At 62.2% G+C, this 18,162-nt stretch carries 22 protein-coding genes; 13 read left to right on the plus strand and 9 right to left on the minus strand.

Going from position 1 to position 18,162, the window contains the following annotated elements:
* Nucleotides 1-16: 16 nt before the first annotated feature.
* Together FJ490_RS30445 and FJ490_RS30450 are read left to right on the plus strand one after the other, a co-directional pair.
* A complete protein-coding gene (locus FJ490_RS30445; RefSeq protein WP_140662341.1) occupies nucleotides 17-331 on the plus strand; it encodes a MocE family 2Fe-2S type ferredoxin in 315 nt (104 codons plus the stop codon).
* The gene (locus FJ490_RS30450) at nucleotides 328-1,566 is read left to right on the plus strand and encodes an FAD-dependent oxidoreductase (protein WP_181165337.1); all 1,239 of its coding nucleotides are present in this window, start codon (nucleotides 328-330) and stop codon (nucleotides 1,564-1,566) included. Before FJ490_RS30445 ends, FJ490_RS30450 begins: the two co-directional genes overlap by 4 nt.
* Before the next feature lie 69 nt (nucleotides 1,567-1,635).
* On the opposite strand, the gene FJ490_RS30455 is transcribed toward FJ490_RS30450, so the two are convergent.
* The 5 genes from FJ490_RS30455 to hslV form a co-directional block, all read right to left on the minus strand.
* Nucleotides 1,636-2,595 carry a DUF1402 family protein gene (locus FJ490_RS30455; protein ID WP_140729484.1) on the minus strand — a complete coding sequence of 320 codons (960 nt, stop codon included), beginning with the start codon at nucleotides 2,593-2,595 and terminating at the stop codon, nucleotides 1,636-1,638.
* A gap of 277 nt (nucleotides 2,596-2,872) precedes the next feature.
* A complete protein-coding gene (gene hslU, locus FJ490_RS30460) occupies nucleotides 2,873-4,183 on the minus strand; it encodes an ATP-dependent protease ATPase subunit HslU (protein WP_140550442.1) in 1,311 nt (436 codons plus the stop codon).
* Between the two features lie 4 nt (nucleotides 4,184-4,187).
* Entirely contained in the window at nucleotides 4,188-4,787 is a 600-nt protein-coding gene (locus FJ490_RS30465; protein WP_140729485.1) for a DUF2585 domain-containing protein, read from the minus strand.
* Nucleotides 4,788-4,790: 3 nt separating this feature from the next.
* On the minus strand, nucleotides 4,791-5,324 hold the full coding sequence (locus tag FJ490_RS30470; RefSeq protein WP_140729486.1) for a GNAT family N-acetyltransferase: 534 nt from the start codon (nucleotides 5,322-5,324) through the stop codon (nucleotides 4,791-4,793).
* A 74-nt stretch (nucleotides 5,325-5,398) separates the two neighbouring features.
* Nucleotides 5,399-5,950 carry an ATP-dependent protease subunit HslV gene (gene hslV, locus FJ490_RS30475; RefSeq protein ID WP_140582985.1) on the minus strand — a complete coding sequence of 184 codons (552 nt, stop codon included), beginning with the start codon at nucleotides 5,948-5,950 and terminating at the stop codon, nucleotides 5,399-5,401.
* A gap of 213 nt (nucleotides 5,951-6,163) precedes the next feature.
* Here hslV and hisB point away from each other — a divergent pair, with 213 nt between their 5' ends.
* From hisB to FJ490_RS30525, 10 genes are all read left to right on the plus strand, one after another.
* The gene (gene hisB, locus FJ490_RS30480) at nucleotides 6,164-6,763 is read left to right on the plus strand and encodes an imidazoleglycerol-phosphate dehydratase HisB (protein WP_140491213.1); all 600 of its coding nucleotides are present in this window, start codon (nucleotides 6,164-6,166) and stop codon (nucleotides 6,761-6,763) included.
* 3 nt (nucleotides 6,764-6,766) lie between these two features.
* On the plus strand, nucleotides 6,767-7,243 hold the full coding sequence (locus tag FJ490_RS30485; RefSeq protein WP_140729487.1) for a DUF2628 domain-containing protein: 477 nt from the start codon (nucleotides 6,767-6,769) through the stop codon (nucleotides 7,241-7,243).
* A gap of 1 nt (nucleotide 7,244) precedes the next feature.
* On the plus strand, nucleotides 7,245-7,895 hold the full coding sequence (hisH, locus tag FJ490_RS30490; protein WP_140517743.1) for an imidazole glycerol phosphate synthase subunit HisH: 651 nt from the start codon (nucleotides 7,245-7,247) through the stop codon (nucleotides 7,893-7,895).
* 6 nt (nucleotides 7,896-7,901) lie between these two features.
* Nucleotides 7,902-8,192, plus strand: a complete 291-nt coding sequence (locus FJ490_RS30495; protein ID WP_140491206.1) for a DUF1330 domain-containing protein — start codon at nucleotides 7,902-7,904, stop codon at nucleotides 8,190-8,192.
* A 4-nt stretch (nucleotides 8,193-8,196) separates the two neighbouring features.
* Nucleotides 8,197-8,946, plus strand: a complete 750-nt coding sequence (gene hisA, locus FJ490_RS30500) for a 1-(5-phosphoribosyl)-5-[(5-phosphoribosylamino)methylideneamino]imidazole-4-carboxamide isomerase (RefSeq protein ID WP_140658372.1) — start codon at nucleotides 8,197-8,199, stop codon at nucleotides 8,944-8,946.
* Entirely contained in the window at nucleotides 8,943-9,779 is an 837-nt protein-coding gene (locus tag FJ490_RS30505) for an arginase family protein (RefSeq protein WP_140658370.1), read from the plus strand. Before hisA ends, FJ490_RS30505 begins: the two co-directional genes overlap by 4 nt.
* Nucleotides 9,776-10,570 (plus strand): imidazole glycerol phosphate synthase subunit HisF, encoded by a 795-nt coding sequence (gene hisF / locus FJ490_RS30510; RefSeq protein ID WP_181165351.1) that lies wholly within the window; start codon nucleotides 9,776-9,778, stop codon nucleotides 10,568-10,570. Before FJ490_RS30505 ends, hisF begins: the two co-directional genes overlap by 4 nt.
* Before the next feature lie 33 nt (nucleotides 10,571-10,603).
* Complete coding sequence (locus FJ490_RS30515) at nucleotides 10,604-10,927, plus strand: phosphoribosyl-ATP diphosphatase (RefSeq protein ID WP_140524106.1); 324 nt, start codon at nucleotides 10,604-10,606, stop codon at nucleotides 10,925-10,927.
* Between the two features lie 23 nt (nucleotides 10,928-10,950).
* The gene (coaA, locus tag FJ490_RS30520) at nucleotides 10,951-11,910 is read left to right on the plus strand and encodes a type I pantothenate kinase (RefSeq protein ID WP_140491197.1); all 960 of its coding nucleotides are present in this window, start codon (nucleotides 10,951-10,953) and stop codon (nucleotides 11,908-11,910) included.
* A gap of 143 nt (nucleotides 11,911-12,053) precedes the next feature.
* Nucleotides 12,054-13,646 carry a hypothetical protein gene (locus FJ490_RS30525; protein WP_140658366.1) on the plus strand — a complete coding sequence of 531 codons (1,593 nt, stop codon included), beginning with the start codon at nucleotides 12,054-12,056 and terminating at the stop codon, nucleotides 13,644-13,646.
* Here FJ490_RS30525 and FJ490_RS30530 read toward each other — a convergent pair.
* The 4 genes from FJ490_RS30530 to FJ490_RS30545 all read right to left on the minus strand — a co-directional run bounded on the left by FJ490_RS30530 (nucleotide 13,640) and on the right by FJ490_RS30545 (nucleotide 17,056).
* Nucleotides 13,640-14,257, minus strand: coding sequence for an alpha-ketoglutarate-dependent dioxygenase AlkB (locus FJ490_RS30530; protein ID WP_140524103.1), 618 nt, complete (start codon nucleotides 14,255-14,257; stop codon nucleotides 13,640-13,642). The two genes, FJ490_RS30525 and FJ490_RS30530, sit on opposite strands and share 7 nt — an antisense overlap.
* Before the next feature lie 103 nt (nucleotides 14,258-14,360).
* Nucleotides 14,361-14,834: a peptidoglycan-binding protein LysM gene (gene lysM / locus FJ490_RS30535; RefSeq protein WP_140491191.1), complete on the minus strand. Its 474-nt coding sequence runs from the start codon at nucleotides 14,832-14,834 to the stop codon at nucleotides 14,361-14,363.
* Nucleotides 14,835-14,923: 89 nt separating this feature from the next.
* Entirely contained in the window at nucleotides 14,924-15,361 is a 438-nt protein-coding gene (arfB, locus tag FJ490_RS30540; RefSeq protein WP_140491189.1) for an alternative ribosome rescue aminoacyl-tRNA hydrolase ArfB, read from the minus strand.
* Nucleotides 15,362-15,445: 84 nt separating this feature from the next.
* On the minus strand, nucleotides 15,446-17,056 hold the full coding sequence (locus FJ490_RS30545; RefSeq protein ID WP_140628764.1) for a phosphoenolpyruvate carboxykinase: 1,611 nt from the start codon (nucleotides 17,054-17,056) through the stop codon (nucleotides 15,446-15,448).
* 343 nt (nucleotides 17,057-17,399) lie between these two features.
* On the opposite strand from FJ490_RS30545, the gene FJ490_RS30550 reads away from it, so the two are divergent.
* On the plus strand, nucleotides 17,400-18,101 hold the full coding sequence (locus FJ490_RS30550) for a response regulator transcription factor (RefSeq protein ID WP_010912942.1): 702 nt from the start codon (nucleotides 17,400-17,402) through the stop codon (nucleotides 18,099-18,101).
* The last annotated feature ends 61 nt before the right edge of the window (nucleotides 18,102-18,162 follow it).

Here is an 18,162-nt window from a genome sequence, read left to right on the forward strand (position 1 = left end):
TTCGCGGGAGAAATGTATGAGCGACTGGGTCGAGGCCTGTGCAGTGGGAGACATCGACGAAGAAGATGTGATGCGGTTCGATCACGGCGGCCGCAGCTACGCCATCTATCGCAGCCCCGATGACGAGTATTTCGCCACCGACGGCCTGTGCACGCACGAAAAGGTGCATCTCGCCGACGGGCTTGTCATGGACGAGATCATCGAATGTCCCAAGCACAATGGCCGCTTCAACTACAAGACAGGCCAGGCCAAGGGTGCGCCGGCCTGCGTCAACCTCAGGACCTATCCGGTCAAGGTCGACGCCGGCAGCGTCCTCGTCCAGATCGGATGACCGGTATGACGCGCGGAATGGTCATCATCGGCGCCGGGGAATGCGGCGGCCGGGCAGCGCTTACATTGCGTGACCTCGGCTATGAGGGACCAGTGACGCTGGTCGGCGACGAGCCGCATCTGCCCTATGAACGGCCGCCTCTGTCCAAGGACGCCATGGCCGGCGGCGCGCCCGAGATCAAGGCGATCGCCAGCGACGAGATCCTCGCCGAAAAGTCGATCCGGCATATCCATTCCATTCAGGCTGCAGCGATCGATCGCGCCGCGCATACTGTGCGCCTGTCGGACGGTTCGGTCCTGCCCTATGACAAGCTGCTGCTGGCGACGGGCTCGACGCCGCGCAAACTGCCGATGCCCGGCCTTGGCGGGCGCTGCGTCTACCTCAGGACCTTCGCCGATGCGCTGGCTATCCGCGCCCATCTCAAGGCGGGTAACCGCATTGCCGTCATCGGCGGCGGCTTCATCGGCCTCGAGCTCGCCGCGGCGGCCCGCAAGCTCGGTGCTGCGGTCGCCGTCATCGAGGCGCAGCCGCGTATCCTGATGCGCGGCGTACCGGCCGAGATCGCCAAGGTCGTCCATGACACCCACGTCGCCGAAGGCGTCGACATAGCGTGCGGCGAAGGCATTGCCTTGATCGCCGACGACGGCAGGCAGGTGCGCATCGCGCTTGCCGGCGGCCGCGAAATCCTCGCCGATCTCGCCATCATCGGCATCGGCGCCGTGCCGGTGACGGCTCTTGCCGCCGAAGCGGGACTGGCCATCGACAACGGCATATCAGTCGACGCCGAACTGCGCAGCAGCGACCCCGACATCTTCGCTGCCGGCGACTGCTGTTCGTTCCCGCTTGCCGTCTATGGCGGCCGTCGCGTGCGGCTGGAGGCCTGGCGCAACGCCCAGGAACAAGGCGCGCTGGCGGCAAAAAACATGCTCGGCGCCGGCGAAGCACATGCGGCGGTGCCGTGGTTCTGGTCGGATCAATATGGCCTGTCCCTGCAGATCGCGGGGCTTTCCGACGAAGGCCGCAGCACGGTGCGCCGCGATCTCGGCGAGGACGCCTTCATCCTCTTTCACCTTGCCGAGGACGGCAGGCTGGTGGCCGCCAGCGGCATCGGGCCGGGCAATGCGGTCGCCCGCGATATCAGGCTGGCGGAGATGCTGATCGGCAAACGGGCGAGGCCGGCGCCGGAAGCGCTCGGTTCGCAGGCGGTGAAATTGAAGTCGCTGCTGGCGGCGTAGGATGCAACGCCAATTGTCAGGGTCTGCGGCGCAGGCGTTGGCAAATTAACGTCAGCGCGCCTGAGCTCCCTAAAACAGCGCCTTCAGCTCCGGTAGTTTGTCATTGACCAGCCAGCCGTAATAATTCTCCTCCGGCAGCTTCAGCGGCTCGCCGGCGGCGCTGCGCTTGTCGTTCTCCGCCTTCAGCGCATAGGCGCGCTGCTCGGGATTGCCGACATTGTAGAGCGTGGCGGTCAGGCCCGGATTGCTCGAAATGTTGAAGCCGGCGATGCTCTTATAGGCGTCGATCGATTTCCGGATCGTCGCGGCAACGTAGGGCAGCGTCAGGTCGGGATCCATGATGGTCTTGTAGACCGCATTGGGATCGCCGACGTCGAGCTTCGGCAGGCCGGAAACCTTGTGCACGAGATCGCTCATCTGGAGCGCGGTCAGCGGATTGAGCTGGCCGAGACCAAAGGTCTGGCCGGCATAGTAGGGCTGGAAGAAAGTGGCGCCGAAGCGGTCGTTGGGGAAATCCTCGCCGCCGACCGTCTTGCCGCGGAATGAACGGTTCCACACCTGCTCGCGGCATTCCCACAAATCGTAACTGTCGGACATTCCGGCGCATTTCCTGAATTCCGGCCGCTGCACGAAATCCGTGATGTCCTCGCCGTCATAGGCAAAGGACAGCTTGCTGGAGAGATAGGAGATCGCCTTGACGTAGTAGGTCTGCAGCCGGTCGTAGGCGTCGACATTGTAGGTGTGCTCGCCGACGATGGCGCCGACAATGTGCATTGGATCGATGCCATAGATGCTTGCTGCCTTCTTGATCTTGCCGCGCAGGTCGGCGTCGTTCTGCAGCAGCGCATAGACCTTGCGGTATTTCGCCTGGAAAGTGGTGTTGGTGGCCTGCGTGCGTCGGCTCGAGGCTCCCGGAATGCTGGGCTGCTCCGTATTGCGGTTTCCCGGCGGCACCAGGGTTGCCGCGTCGGCGCCGAACATCGTTGCCGCCAGTGTCAAGCCGAGAATGACCAGGACCAGTTTTTTCATGCGCCCGCCGCCTGCAAAGACACATGACCCTGAAATCGGAGACAGATTTCGGAAAGGATCATGTGCCAGATAAAGTGCTACAGCGTCCTTTGCACGCCCGACGGACGCGCGGCTGTAGTGGCGGGCAAACTAGGTAAAGCGATTGGTCGAGTCGAGAGTGCCCCGTCACGAACAAGGACGAAAGGTGGCCAGATGGTACCATCTGGCCACATATTCTGCTGCCCCAACATGTCGCCGGCAAGGATGCGCGGCGCTCAAATAGGGGCGGCGCCGGTGTTTAAAGAATGAAGCGCGACAGATCGGTGTTCCTCGACAGATCGCCGACATGCTTTTCCACATAGGCGGCGTCGATGGTCACCGCAGTGCCGTTGCGGTCCGGCGCGTCGTAGGAGATATCGTCCAGCACGCGCTCCATCACCGTCTGCAAACGCCTTGCGCCGATATTCTCGACGCTGGCGTTGAGGTCGACGGCGATGCCGGCCAGCGAATCGATGGCGTCGTCGGTGAAGGTCAGGTCGACGCCTTCGGTCTTCATCAGCGCGATATACTGCTTGATCAGGCTCGCTTCCGTCTCGGTCAGGATACGGACGAAGTCCTCCTTCTCCAGGGCGCGCAATTCGACGCGGATCGGCAGGCGGCCCTGCAGCTCCGGCAAGAGGTCGGACGGCTTCGAGACGTGGAACGCACCCGACGCGATGAACAGGATGTGGTCGGTCTTCAGCGGTCCATATTTGGTCGCCACCGTCGTACCTTCGACCAGCGGCAGCAGGTCGCGTTGCACGCCCTCACGCGAAGGCCCGCCCGAAATATCCGACCGGGCCGCGATCTTGTCGATCTCGTCGAGGAAGACGATGCCGTCATTTTCCGCGGCGTCCAGCGCCCGGCGCACCACCTCGTCCTGGTCGAGCAGCTTGTCGGACTCGTCGTTGACCAGCAGGTCGTAGGATTCCTTCACCGTCGTCTTGCGCAATTTGGTCTTCTTGCCGCCCATCGCCTTCGACAGCATGTCGTTGATGTTGAGCACGCCGATATTGGCGCCCGGCATGCCGGGAATCTCGAAACCGGGCATGCCGCCATTGCCGGTGTCGGCCACTTCGATCTCGATCTCCTTGTCGTCGAGTTCGCCCTCGCGCAGCTTCTTGCGGAAGGAATCGCGCGTGGCAGGGCTGGCAGTCTTGCCGACCAGCGCCTCCAGCACGCGTTCCTCGGCGTTGACATGGGCGCGCGCCTTGACGTCCTCACGCATCTTCTCGCGCACCAGGCCGATGGCGACCTCAACGAGGTCGCGCACGATCTGCTCGACATCGCGGCCGACATAGCCGACCTCGGTGAATTTGGTCGCCTCGACCTTGACGAAGGGCGCACCGGCCAGCCGCGCCAGGCGGCGCGAGATTTCGGTCTTGCCGACGCCGGTCGGCCCGATCATGAGGATGTTCTTCGGCATCACCTCTTCGCGCATCTGGCCTTCCAGCTGCTGGCGGCGCCAGCGGTTGCGCAAGGCGATAGCCACGGCACGCTTGGCGTCCTTCTGGCCGATGATGAAGCGGTCGAGTTCCGAAACGATTTCGCGGGGAGAAAATGTGCTCATATCACTAAATTCCACTTTGCCACTGCTTGATGGCCTCGAACGGATGCAGCAGCATGATCACGTTGAGTGTCAGATTGTCCCGGATAAGGTAGCCCGTACCCAGTTCGAAAAGGATGGCGAGGCTGACGACCACCCATATAGGTAGCCTTCGCGCCATCACAAATCCCAGCACCATGGCCAGCGTGTCCGACACCGAATTGATGATGCTGTCGCCGTAATAGTCGAGCGAGATGGTGCCGGCGCGGTAGCGCTCTATGATGAACGGGCTGTTCTCGATCAGCTCCCAGCCGCCTTCTATGAAGACGGCGAAAGCCAGCCGCAAGCCGACCGGCGAACGCGGAAACAGGAACCTGGCCAGCGCATAGAACAGGAAGCCGTGGATGATGTGCGAGAACGTGTACCAGTCCGATATATGCTGGGAATTCTCGGAACTGTTCACCACGCCGTGCCATAGTTTGACATAACCGCAGGTGCAGATCGGCGGATGCCCCATGCCATAGAGGGCTCCGGCCTGGAAAATGACTAGGGCGAGCACGAGCAGAAGCCCCATCCGCCAGCTGTCTTCATAGGCCGAGAGCGTGCTGTCCTCGCCAACTGCGTTCATCCGTCAGTTCCCCGCTTCCCCGTTGTCCGCTTGCGTGTCGTGCGCATCGATAGCCATCAGCAAGACGTCGCCATATCTGGATTGCCGGCGACCAATTGCCCGGAATCCCGCCTTTTCATAGGCGCGGATGGCGCGGCCATTGGATGGATCGGGATCGATGATGACGCGCGGCACGCCTTCCTCGAACAACTGCTCGACGAACTGCCGCACGATCGCCGAACCATGGCCGATGCCGACCAGTTCCGGCCGGCCGATCGACAGGTCGATGCCGAGCGTCCCGAACGGCTGGTCGGCATAAGGGTGGTCCTCTTCCAGGTGTGGATCGTAGCTTTGCAGGTAAGCGATCGGCGTGCCGTCGAGTTCCACGATCAGCGGCTCGACGGAAATCGAATCGATATGATCGCGAATCTCGGCGATTTCCGTCTCGGGATCGTCCCACCACTGAGCGACATGCGGTTCGGCGAGCCAGCCGGCGATCATCGGCAGGTCCTTCTGGGTCACCGGCCGAAAATCGTAGCTATGGTCGTGTCTTTCCATGATCTTCTCCGAAGCCGGCCTCCATTTTTCGCTTGCGCGGTCTTTCGGATCGGGATCATGGACGCCGGCCTGTTTCAGGCGGCATCGAGTGTTTCGACGACGAAATTGTTATTGGTGTAGACGCAGATGTCGGAGGCGATCTGCATCGCCTTGCGGGCGATCTCCTCGGCGTCCTTGTCTGTGTCCATCAGGGCGCGGGCCGCAGCCAGCGCATAGTTGCCGCCTGAACCGATGGCCATGACGCCATGCTCGGGCTCGAGCACGTCGCCGGTGCCAGTCAGCGCCAGCGAGACCGACTTGTCGGCCACCAGCATCATCGCTTCCAGCCGGCGCAGATAGCGGTCGGTGCGCCAGTCCTTGGCGAGTTCGACGCAGGCGCGCGTCAACTGGTCGGGATATTGTTCGAGCTTGGCTTCGAGCCGCTCCAGAAGCGTGAAGGCGTCCGCCGTGGCACCGGCGAAACCGGCGATCACGTTGCCATCCTTGCCGATGCGGCGCACCTTTCTCGCGTTGCCCTTCATGATGGTCTGGCCAAGGCTGACCTGGCCATCGCCGGCGATCACCACCTTGTTGCCCTTGCGCACCGTCACGATAGTCGTGGCGTGCATGGTCAGTTCATTGGACATTTGCTGCTCCGATTCGCGCCATCCCTCAAAAGGCGATTGGCGCGGTACGAGTGACTTTGATCGGCCCATATGTATGCATGGGGGCGGTGATTGCAAACGCTCGATACCGGCCTGGATCGCAACTGGCAATCGCCGGATCATGCTGCTAGAAGGCTTTCGTTTTCAAGCAGGCGAACGCCTGAAGCGCTTAAACTCACGGACAAGGACAAGGCCATGTCGCCCCGTTCCGCCGAAATCAGCCGCAAGACCAGGGAAACCGACATTGCCGTGTCGGTCCATGTCGACGGCTCCGGCAAATCGGACATCGTGACCGGCGTCGGCTTCTTCGATCATATGCTCGACCAGCTTTCGCGCCATTCGCTGATCGACATGACCGTTCGGGCCAAGGGCGACCTGCACATAGACGACCACCACACGGTCGAGGACACCGGCATCGCGCTCGGCCAGGCGCTGGCCAAGGCGCTGGGCGAGCGGCGCGGCATCATGCGCTATGCCTCGATCGATCTTGCCATGGACGAGACGCTGACGCGCGCGGCGATCGATGTCTCTGGCCGTCCCTTCCTGGTGTGGAACGTTTCGTTTTCCTCGCCCAAGATCGGCACCTTCGACACCGAACTGGTGCGCGAATTCTTCCAGGCGCTGGCACAGAACGCCGGCATCACGCTGCATGTCACCAATCACTATGGCGCCAACAACCACCACATCGCCGAAACCTGCTTCAAGGCGGTGGCGCGTGCGCTGCGGACAGCACTGGAGCGCGATCCGCGCCAGCCGGACGCGGTTCCCTCCACCAAGGGATCGTTGAAGGGATAGGTCATGGCCAGCTATGTCGTGATGGAACCGCCGGGCCCTGGCGAAAAGGCCGATGCGACGGCGCTTGTCCGCGACGGCTTTACCTGGCTCGGCCTGCTGGTGCCGCCGCTGTGGTTCGCCTGGCATCGGCTGTGGATCGAAGCGGCACTCACCTTCATTGTCATGGCGGTGCTTTCGATGCTTGGCGAAAGGCTCGGTCTCGGGTTGGCCGGTTCGCTGCTGTCCCTGCTTGTCTCGCTCTATGTCGGCTTGGAAGGGCAGGCGCTGCGCATCGCGGCGCTCCGCCGCCGCGGCTGGCGCGAATGGGGGGTGGTCGAAGCCGGTTGGCTCGACGATGCCGATGCGCGCTTTGCCCTGGAGGCCGAGCGGCATGCGGATGGAGCCGAGCCTGCGCGGCGCATGGTGCCGGACGCCGCCCTGGCGCGCCCGGCGCAGCCGGGCATGGCGCTTGGGCTGACCCACATTCCGGGAAGGCGCTGACATGCGCGTTGCGATCATCGATTACGGCTCGGGCAATTTGCGCTCGGCCACCAAGGCCTTCGAGCGCGCGGCGCGCGAGGCGGGCATCGCCGCCGGCATCGACCTGACCGCCGACGCCGAGCGGGTGCGCACGGCCGACCGCATCGTGCTGCCTGGCGTCGGCGCCTATGCCGATTGCGCGGCCGGCCTGCGTGCCGTCCCCGGCATGTGGGAAGCTGTCGAGGAAGTCGCCATCGCCAAGGGGCGTCCTTTCCTCGGCATCTGCGTCGGCATGCAGCTGATGTCGCAGCGCGGCCTCGAAAAGACGATCACCGATGGCTTTGGCTGGATATCAGGTGACGTGAAGGAGATCACGCCGGCCGATCCGGCACTCAAGATCCCGCAGATCGGCTGGAACACGATCGAGCTGATGCGCAAGCATCCGCTGTTCTCCGGCGTTCCAACCGGGCCAACCGGCCTGCACGCCTATTTCGTCCATTCCTATCATCTCGATGCGCGCAAGCCCGACGAGGTGCTCGCGGTCGCCGACTATGGCGGCCCGGTAACGGCGACCGTCGCCCGCGACAACCTCGTCGGCACGCAGTTCCACCCAGAGAAGAGCCAGGCGCTGGGCCTCGCCCTGATCACCAATTTCCTGCGCTGGAGGCCTTGAGGAGCCATGAGCAAGAAGGGCTATTGGATGGCGATGATCGATGTTCGCGATCCCGATCTGTACAAGCGGTATATCGAGGCGAATGCCGTTGCCTTCGCCAAGTACGGCGCGAAATTCGTCGTGCGGGCGGGACGCCACGAGAGCCCGGAAGGGCCAACCGGCAACCGCCACGTCCTGGTCGAGTTCGAATCCTACGCCAAGGCCGTCGAATGCTATCATTCGCCGGAATATCAACAGGCCTCTAAATTCCGGCTTGCCGCCTCGACCGGCCATTTCGTCATTGTCGAAGGCGCCTGAGAAAATGATCCTGTTTCCTGCAATCGACCTCAAGGACGGCCAGTGCGTGCGCCTCAAGCACGGCGACATGGCGACCGCGACCATCTACAACGATGACCCGGCCGCCCAGGCAAAGGCATTTGAAGAGCAGGGCTTCGAGTGGCTGCATGTCGTCGACCTCAATGGCGCGTTTCGGGGTCAGAGCGTCAACAGCGCCGCGGTCGGCGCCATCCTCAAGGCGACGAAGAACCCGGTGCAGCTCGGCGGCGGCATCCGCACGCTCGAGCAGATCGAGGACTGGCTCGACCGAGGGCTGGCCCGCGTCATCCTCGGCACGGTTGCGGTGCGCGATCCCGACCTGGTCAGGCAGGCCTGCAAGGCCTTTCCGGGCAAGGTCGCCGTCGGCATCGACGCCAAGGGCGGCAAGGTGGCGGTCGAAGGCTGGGCCGAGGCGTCGAGCCTCGGCGTCGTCGAGCTAGCCAGGAAATTCGAAGGCGCCGGTGTCGCCGCCGTCATCTACACCGATATCGACCGCGATGGCGTGCTGACCGGCATCAACTGGGATGCCACGATCAGCCTCGCCGACGCCGTGTCGATCCCGGTCATCGCCTCTGGCGGCCTCGCCTCGATCGTCGACATCGTGCGCATGACCATGCCCGACGCGCAAAAGCTCGAAGGCGCGATCTCCGGCCGCGCCCTTTACGACGGCCGCATCGATCCGGCCGAAGCATTGGCGATCCTGAAAGGCGCGCCCCCGGTGGAGATGCGATCTTGAAAGTCTCGATCATCCTGGCCTCCTATGACAGCGGCCATTATCATGGCGGCATGGGGCAGGGGCCGGACGCGCTGATTGCGGGCGGACTGGTCGAAGCCTTGACCATGGCCGGCCACGATGTCGCGGTCGAGGACATCGGCAAGGTCGGCGATGCCCAGGAGCGTGAGATCGCCACCGGTTTCGCTGTCTGCAATGCCGTTTCGGGCGAGGTCCGCATTGCCCGCGACAGGGGACGCTTTCCCATCGTGCTGGCCGGAAACTGCCTGACATCAGCCGGCGCGGTCGCCGGCGAAGGCGCCGACGCGATCATCTGGGCCGACCAGCACGGCGACCTCAACACGCCCGACACATCCATATACGGGTTTCTCGACGGCATGGCGCTGGCCACCATGCTTGGCCTGTGCTGGCGCCCGATGGCGGCGGCCATTCCCGGCTTCCAGCCGATCGATCCGTCGCGCTGCGTGCTCGTCAACGCTCGCGATCTCGACCCGGACGAGAAACAGCTTCTGGAGGCATTGCCGGTGATCCGCACGGAATGTCCGGGAGCGGCAGCGGCAACCGAAAAACTCAAGGTCGCCGGCGCTAAACGCGTGCACTTGCATCTCGATCTCGACGTGCACGACCCTGAGGCGCTGCAGGCCAACCGCTATGTAGCGCCGGGCGGGCCGAACCCGGAACAATTGCGCGACGCGACCTGCGCTATGGCGCTTGCGGTGCCGATCGTCGGCATCACCGTTTCCGCCTACGATCCGGCTTTCGATGCGCAGGCCGATGTGCCGCCGCTGGTCGGGCAGCTGCTCAACGATCTCATAGCCACGATAGAAGGCCGCTGATGCTGAAAGCCCGCGTCATCCCCTGTCTCGACGTCAAGGGCGGCCGCGTCGTCAAGGGGGTCAACTTCGTCGATCTCATCGATGCCGGCGATCCTGTCGAGGCCGCCAAGGCCTATGACGCGGCCGGCGCCGACGAGCTTTGCTTCCTCGACATTACCGCGTCATCGGACAATCGCGAGACCATCTTCGATGTCGTCGCCCGCACGGCCGAGCAATGTTTCATGCCGCTCACCGTCGGCGGCGGCGTACGCCAGGTCGCCGATATCAGGAAATTGCTCCTGGCCGGCGCCGACAAGGTGTCGATCAACACGGCGGCGGTCAAGAACCCGGATTTCGTCGCCGAAGCCGCCGACAAATTTGGCAACCAGTGCATCGTTGTCGCCATCGACGCCAAGAAAGTGTCGGGCGCCAGCGAGGCCGACCGCTGGGAGATATTCACCCACGGCGGACGGGAAAAAACCGGCATGGATGCGATCGAATTCGCCCGGAAAATGGTCGATCGCGGTGCCGGCGAGATCCTGTTGACCTCGATGGACCGCGACGGCACCAAGGCCGGTTACGACATCGCGCTGACCCGCGCGGTATCGGACGCGGTGCGCGCCCCGGTGATCGCTTCGGGCGGTGTCGGCACGCTCGACCATATGGTCGAAGGCATTCGCGACGGTCATGCAGGTGCCGTGCTGGCGGCCTCCATCTTCCATTTCGGCACCTATACGATCGCCGAGGCCAAGGCCCATATGGCGCAAGCCGGCCTGCCGATGCGGCTGGACTCCTCGGGCGATCGGCCCTAGAGGCTTGCGGCTAAGAAACAGGGCCAAGGCGCCATGACTGAGTTTTCACTCTCCGACCTGGAGACAATCATCAGCGAACGCGCCCATTCCGGCGATCCGGACTCGTGGACCGCCAAGCTTTACGCGCGCGGCATCGAGAAGGCGGCGCAGAAGCTCGGCGAAGAGGCGGTCGAGACGGTGATTGCCGCCATCAAGGGCGACAAACAGGCGCTCGTTTCGGAAAGTGCCGATCTTATATATCATTGGCTCGTCGTTCTCGGCATTTCGGGTGTGCCGCTGGACGACGTGCTTAGGGAGCTCGAAAGCCGCACCGGGCGTTCGGGTATCGCCGAGAAGGCGTCACGGTCCAAGCGCTGACCGCGAGGAGGGCAGGAATCTCGATGGATCAGCTCGCACCGACCGAGAAATATTCCCCTTTTCGTTTCTTCTCGGCCGAGCAATGGTCGCAATTCCGCGCCGACACGCCGCTGACGCTGAGCGAGGATGAATTCCGCCGCCTGCGGTCGCTGAACGATCCAATCGATCTCGAAGAGGTCAAGCGCATCTATCTGTCGCTGTCGCGGCTTCTGTCGGCGCATGTCGAGGCCAGCCAACTGCTGTTCCGGCAGCGCCAGGCTTTCTTCAACGCCTCGGACGTGGTCAAGACGCCCTTCATCATCGGCATCGCCGGTTCGGTCGCGGTCGGCAAATCGACCACGGCGCGCGTGCTGAAGGAGCTGCTCGCGCGCTGGCCGTCCAGCCCCAAGGTCGATCTCATCACCACCGACGGTTTCCTGTTGCCCAACGAGGTGCTGCGCCGCGAAAACCTGATGGAGCGCAAGGGCTTTCCCGACAGCTACGACGTCGGCGCGCTGCTGCGCTTCCTCTCGGGCATCAAGTCGGCGCTGCCGGATATCCGCGCGCCGGTCTATTCGCACCTCACCTATGACGTCATCCCCGGCGAGTTCGTCACCATCGACCGGCCCGACATCCTGATCTTCGAGGGCATCAATGTGCTGCAGCCGGGCAAGCTGCCGCAGGACGGCAAGATCGTGCCTTTCCTGTCCGACTTCTTCGACTTCGCCATCTACATCGATGCCGACGAGAAGCTGATCCACGAATGGTACATTTCCCGCTTCATGCGGCTGCGCGAGACCGCTTTCCGCAATCCGGAATCGTTCTTCCATCGCTATTCGCAACTGTCGGAGGATTCGGCACGGGCGATTGCCGAAGGCCTGTGGACCAACATCAACCTGAAGAACCTGCGCGAAAACATCCTGCCGACACGCGCCCGCGCCGACTTGATCCTACGCAAAGGCGCCGACCACCTCGTCGAGGAAGTGGCGCTGCGCAAGCTTTAGCTGGCGCGATTAACGGCACTTTAGGCTATCCGAGCTAGTTTCCGATGCAATCTTAATGGGATCGCAAGCAGCTATGCCTCTGTCCCAGTTTCGATCATGACCTTTAATCTTTTGCGGAGGCTCGTCCTTTTAGAGGCAATCATATGAGCTTGTCGGGCGCAAGAACGTTCGATGCGATGGTCGCATCCCAGTACCGTAACGGCAGTCTGCGGCAATTCTCGCTCGTTGGACTGGTCGTCGTGATCTCCTTTTTCATGCCTTGGACAGCGGGTGACAACACCGATGTGAGTTGGATAATCATTATCTGCGAGAAGATTTTTTCTGGTCAGAAACTCTATGTCGACATTTTAGAAACCAACCCGCCTTTTTCGGTCGCTCTGTATATCGGACCAGTGTGGTTGTCCCATAGGTTAGGAATTTCGCCGGAATTGGCGATCGAATATTTCATCTATCTTATCTTCGTCGTTTCGATTTTGTTGTCGGCCCTTGTGATCGAGAAAGGCAGGATCTTTGTCGATCTCAGAACCCAGTGGGTCTATCCCATGCTCGCGGTTCTGCTTCTGATCATGCCAGGGAATATTTTCGGACAACGCGAGCATATCGGTATGATGCTGTTCATGCCGATGCTGTTCCTGATGATGTGGCGTTCCAACGATAGTCCAGGCCAGCATATACCATTTGCACTTGCATTCACCGTTGGGCTGGCGGCAAGCGTGTTGCTGCTCGTTAAGCCCCACTGGGCACTTGGCATCGCACTGCCTTATCTTGTCATCGCCTGGCGAAGGCGGTCGCTTCTGGCCTGCCTGACTGTTGAGAATATCGTCATAGGCGCGATCTGCACGGGGTATCTCGCCAGCGTGCGAATATGGTTCCCAGAATTTCTTGATACGTTCTTGCCTTTGCTGATGCGCTACTATGTCAGTCTGCGGGCCAACATAAATATTCTGTTGGCGTTGCCGACCTTTGCGGTGTTCGTCGTTTTTATAGCCTTCCAGATGCGGAAATCTGCTTGGCGAAGTGATGTGGCAATTGCGGTAACAAGTGGCGCAGGCTTCTTTGTCTCAATGGCATATCTTGGCAAATATTGGCCCAATCACCAGTATCCGTATCAGCTTGCGTTGCTGGTCGCGATGCTGTTGGCTGTTGCATCGCGAAGGCAAAAAGTGCTCGCGCTTTCAGGAGAAGAAGCGGCTTCGGAGCGCGCCAATGCAAGACTTCATTCTAGCGCCGCCTTTGCCGTGGTTGTCGCTCTCACGGTAACGCACCACCAGTTTTACCAGATGCCGGAAAAGAGCCTGGTCGATGCAATCAAGGCCCGATACTCCTCGCCGTCCATTGTTCAGGTCAGTTCGGATCTTTCCGTCGGGAATCCGCTGGCGAGGATGGTCAATGGCCGCTGGCTTTCAGCCTACGCTCATGATTGGGTTGGCGCCCATGCGCTTTGGGGTTTGATGAAAGGCAACTATCACGGCGAAGACGAACGAATAGCGCGGCACGACCTCGACAACTATACGCTTTATGTCAACTCCTTGATCCGCGACAACAAGCCGGACATCATCCTTGTCGATCGCTTGGACAAGAAGAAATCCGTGTTGTCGTTGGCGGCGAATTATCCTCCAATATGGACTACCTGGATGCGTCAGAACGCTGACTTCCAGGCCTTGATGAGCAATTACGAAGAGATCGCGCTAGGAGACTACATCGAGGTCTATGCGCGGCGCAGCAGTGCTCACTGACCCCTCGTCACCCGCCGCAGCGTCAGATTGATCCTGCCGCCATTTTTCAGCAGCGCCGAGGTCGAGGGATAGATGCGGTCGACGCCGTGGAAGCAGAGGCGTCCCTCGCCGCCGAGCACGACGACGTCGCCGCTCTTCAGCCTGAACGACCGGGTCGCCCCCTCGCGCGTCGTCTGGCCGACCCTGAACAGGCAGTCGTCGCCCAGCGAGACCGAGACGACGGGTGCTGAGAAATCCTCCTCGTCGCGGTCCTGATGCAGGCCCATCTTCGCATCCGGCGCGTAGAAATTGACCAGGCATGCCTGCGGCGGATGCGGGTAGGCCGAGACCTCTCGCCACAACCGCATCAGCACATCCGGGATCGGCGGCCACGGCGTCCCTGTCACGGGGTGCGTCGGCTGGTAGCGATAGCCGCGTTCCTTGTCGGTGACCCAGCCGAGCGGGCCGCAATTGGTCATGCGCACGCTCATTTCCTTGCCGGTGCGCGGCATGGCCGGCACGAATAGCGGCGCCTGCTGGACGATGCCTCTCACATCCTCCACCAGCGCCTCCTGCACGTCGCGGGACAGATAGGCCGGCATGTGGCGGACGCCCTTGGGCAGAACGAGCATGAGGTCGGTCGCTAGCTCCGTTTCGTCGGTTCGAGCATGCCATCTGAAAATGAAAACGGCGACCCGAAAGCCGCCGTTCCCGAAAAATTCGCGTCTCCCTTGATCAGGTGAGGTCTGGAATGCGCAGGACCTGCCCCGGATAGATCTTGTCGGGATGGGTCAGCATCGGCTTGTTGGCCTCGAAGATGACCGTGTTCTTGGCGCCCTTGCCCTTGCCATAGCTTTTCTCGGCGATCTTCCAGAGATTGTCGCCCTTCTGGACGGTGTAGAAGGTCGGTTCCTTGGCCGCGGCCGCCGCCGAACCGGAGGCCGGCGCGACCTGCAACTCGTCCGCCTGCACCTTGGAGACGCCTAGCGTGTTGCCGACGGCGATGACCGCCTTTTCGAAAACCGACTGGTCCTTGACCACGCCCTTCAGCACCGCCGTGTCGCCCTGGACGACGACCTGCACGCCGTCGGTACCGAGCTTGTGCGAATCGAGTTCTTTCTTGAGCGTATCGGCGCTGGGTGCCGCTTCCTCGTCACCGCCTATGCCGAGCTTTTTGCCGACGCTCTTGACGAAATCGAACATACCCATCTCCAGGTCTCCTTGCTGTGGCAATGAGTAAACCTTGCATCTGCAAAGCGAAATTGAAAGCGGGTTCACGCGCGCGATTGGTGTGTTGCTTAATCGTTCTCTACCCGGCCGCGCAGTTTCTTGATGGTGCCGCGTCCGGCCTTGCTCTTCAGCCGCCGTTCGACCGCGCCTTTCGACGGTCTCGTCTTCTTGCGCGGCGGCGGTGGCGGCTCGGCCGCCTTGGCGACCAGCGCCGTCAGCCGCGCCCGTGCATCCGCCCGGTTCTGCTCCTGCGTGCGGAAGCGTCCGGCTTCGATGACGATGACGCCGTCCTTGGTGGCGCGCTGGCCGGCAAGCCTGATCGTGCGTTCGCGCACGCGCTCCGACAGGCCGGGTGCGTTGCGTGCATCGAAGCGCAGCTGCACCGCCGTCGCCACCTTGTTGACGTTCTGCCCGCCGGGGCCGGAGGAGCGGATGAAATCCTCGTGCAGATCACCCGGATGGATCACGGCATCGTCGGCAATGATGATTGTGTCGTCGCTCGTCATGCCGCAGTCATGGCGCGGCGCACGAAAAAAGAAAAGGCCCGATCGGGACCGGGCCTTGCGAGGATGGCTGAGCCTGGCGGGCGATTATTCCGCCGCTTCCCGCATGTGCGGCGCCGCGCCGAGGACGGAGGCGTCGACATGGCTTTCGAACTTCTCGAAATTGACGGCGAACATGCCGACCAGCCTTGCCGCTTGCCGGTCATAGGCCGATTTGTCGGCCCAGGTCGATCGCGGGTCGAGGATGGCGGCGTCGACGCCCGGCACCGCCACCGGCACCTCGAAACCGAAATTGGCGTCGGTACGGAAACCGGTCGTCTTCAGAGAGCCGTCGAGTGCCGCGGCAAGCAGCGCGCGCGTCGCCTTGATCGGCATCCGCCTGCCTGTGCCGTAGGCGCCGCCAGTCCAGCCGGTGTTGACCAGCCAGCAATCGGCACCGTGCTGCGCGATCAGCTCGCGCAGCAGATTGCCATATTCCGAGGGATGGCGCGGCATGAACGGCGCGCCGAAACAGGTCGAGAACGTCGCTTCGGGCTCGGTCACGCCCTTCTCCGTTCCGGCCACCTTGGCCGTGTAGCCGGACAGGAAATGATACATCGCCTGCGCCGGGGTCAGTCGTGCGATCGGCGGCATCACGCCGAAAGCGTCGGCGGTCAGCATGATGATGTTCCGGGGATGGTCGGCGCGCCCCGTCTTGCTGGCATTGGGTATGAAGTCGAGCGGATAGGCGCAGCGCGTGTTCTCGGTGAGCCGGCCGTCGTCGAAATCCGGCACGCCATGGGCGTCGAGAACGACGTTCTCCAGCACCGTGCCGAAGCGCTGCGTGGTGGCGAAAATCTCAGGCTCCGCTTCCGCCGACAGCTTGATGGTCTTGGCATAGCAGCCGCCTTCGAAATTGAAGATGCCGTGCGGCCCCCAGCCGTGCTCGTCGTCGCCGATCAGCGTGCGCGACGGATCGGCCGACAGCGTCGTCTTGCCGGTGCCCGACAGGCCGAAGAAAATCGCGGCGTCGCCGCCAGCGCCCTCATTGGCCGAGCAGTGCATCGGCATCACGCCCTTGGCCGGCAGCAGGTAGTTCAGCATTGTGAACACCGATTTCTTCATCTCGCCGGCATAGGAAGTGCCGCCGATCAGGACGATCTTGCGGGTGAGGTCGACGGCGATCACGGTTTCGGTGCGGGTGCCGTGGCGGGCGGGGTCGGCGCGGAAGGAGGGCAGGTCGATGATCGTCATCTCGGGCACGAAATGGTCGAGCTCCGCAGCTTCCGGACGGATCAGCAGGTTGCGGATGAACAGCGAATGCCAGGCAAACTCGGTGATGACCCTGGTGGGCAGCTTCAGCTCATGGTCTGCGCCGCCGACAAGGTCCTGCACGTAGAGATCCTTGTCCGCGGCGTGCGCCCGGAACTCTTCGAGCAGCGTCTCGAACTGGTCCGGCGAGATCGCCTTGTTGTTGTCCCACCAGATGTCATTCTCGGTGGCGCCGTCGCGGACGACGAACTTGTCCTTGGGCGAACGGCCGGTGTGCTGGCCTGTTTCGGCGACCAGCGCGCCATGTGCGGTCAGCCGCGCTTCGCCGCGCCTGATTGATTCCTCGTAGAGGGCGGGCGCCCCGAAATTGTAGCGCACCAGGCCAGAGGTTCTGAGACCGATACGATCGATCGCGCAGGCAGGATTGCGTTTGCCGACTTCCGACATGGGTGACCCTTCTCCGATTTGCCGCATCTTTGCCGGCGCCTTTCCGGCACGCCCACTACGCGAGCTTAGATGGTCAGAACCAGAAAAGCCGAATGATATCAAATCATTAATCGATTTAAATATTTTGAAAGTTGTTTAAATCGTTTATATGTGCAAAAAGTTTCGTGGTTGCCCAAAGGATTGGCGGCGCTGGTTCGTCCAATCCATATCGAGGTGCGATCGTGGCCGCCGGCATGCCGCCCGTGACAGCGGCGAAGGCCTATGCCACATTTTGTACCTAATTTGTCCTGCAAAAGCCCCTTCTCTACCAAAGAAGGGACAGCTCATGAGGGAGCCGCTTGAAATGGCAACAATCGCGCTTGTCGATGACGACCGCAACATTCTGACCTCGGTGTCGATCGCCCTCGAATCGGAAGGCTATCGCGTCGAAACCTACACGGATGGTGCGTCCGCGCTGGAAGGCCTGGCGGCGCGCCCGCCGAATCTCGCCATCCTCGACATCAAGATGCCGCGCATGGACGGCATGGAACTCTTGCGCCGGATGCGCCAGAAATCCGACCTGCCGGTCATCTTCCTGACCTCCAAGGACGACGAGATCGACGAGCTGTTCGGCCTCAAGATGGGCGCCGACGACTTCATCCGCAAACCCTTCTCGCAGCGTTTGCTGGTCGAGCGGGTGCGCGCGGTGTTGCGTCGTGCCAGCGCCCGTGAGGCCGCGGCAAAAGCGCCCAGCCAGCAGGCGCGCTCGCTCGAGCGCGGCCAGCTCGTCATGGACCAGGAACGCCACACCTGCACCTGGAAGGGGGAACCGGTGACGCTCACCGTCACCGAATTCCTGATCCTGCATTCGCTGGCACAGCGCCCCGGCGTCGTAAAAAGTCGTGATGCGCTGATGGATTCGGCTTATGATGAGCAGGTCTATGTTGACGACCGTACCATCGACAGCCACATCAAGCGGCTGCGCAAGAAGTTCAAGGCCGTCGACGACGACTTCGAGATGATCGAAACCCTTTACGGAGTCGGATACCGGTTCCGCGAGGCGTGAATAGGCGGGTAGGCAATAGAGAATAGTCGGTAGTCAGTTTTGAATGGTGCGAGCGGCCACC

This window comes from Mesorhizobium sp. B2-5-11, assembly GCF_006440835.1.
In the GTDB taxonomy this organism is placed as follows: Bacteria; Pseudomonadota; Alphaproteobacteria; order Rhizobiales; family Rhizobiaceae; genus Mesorhizobium.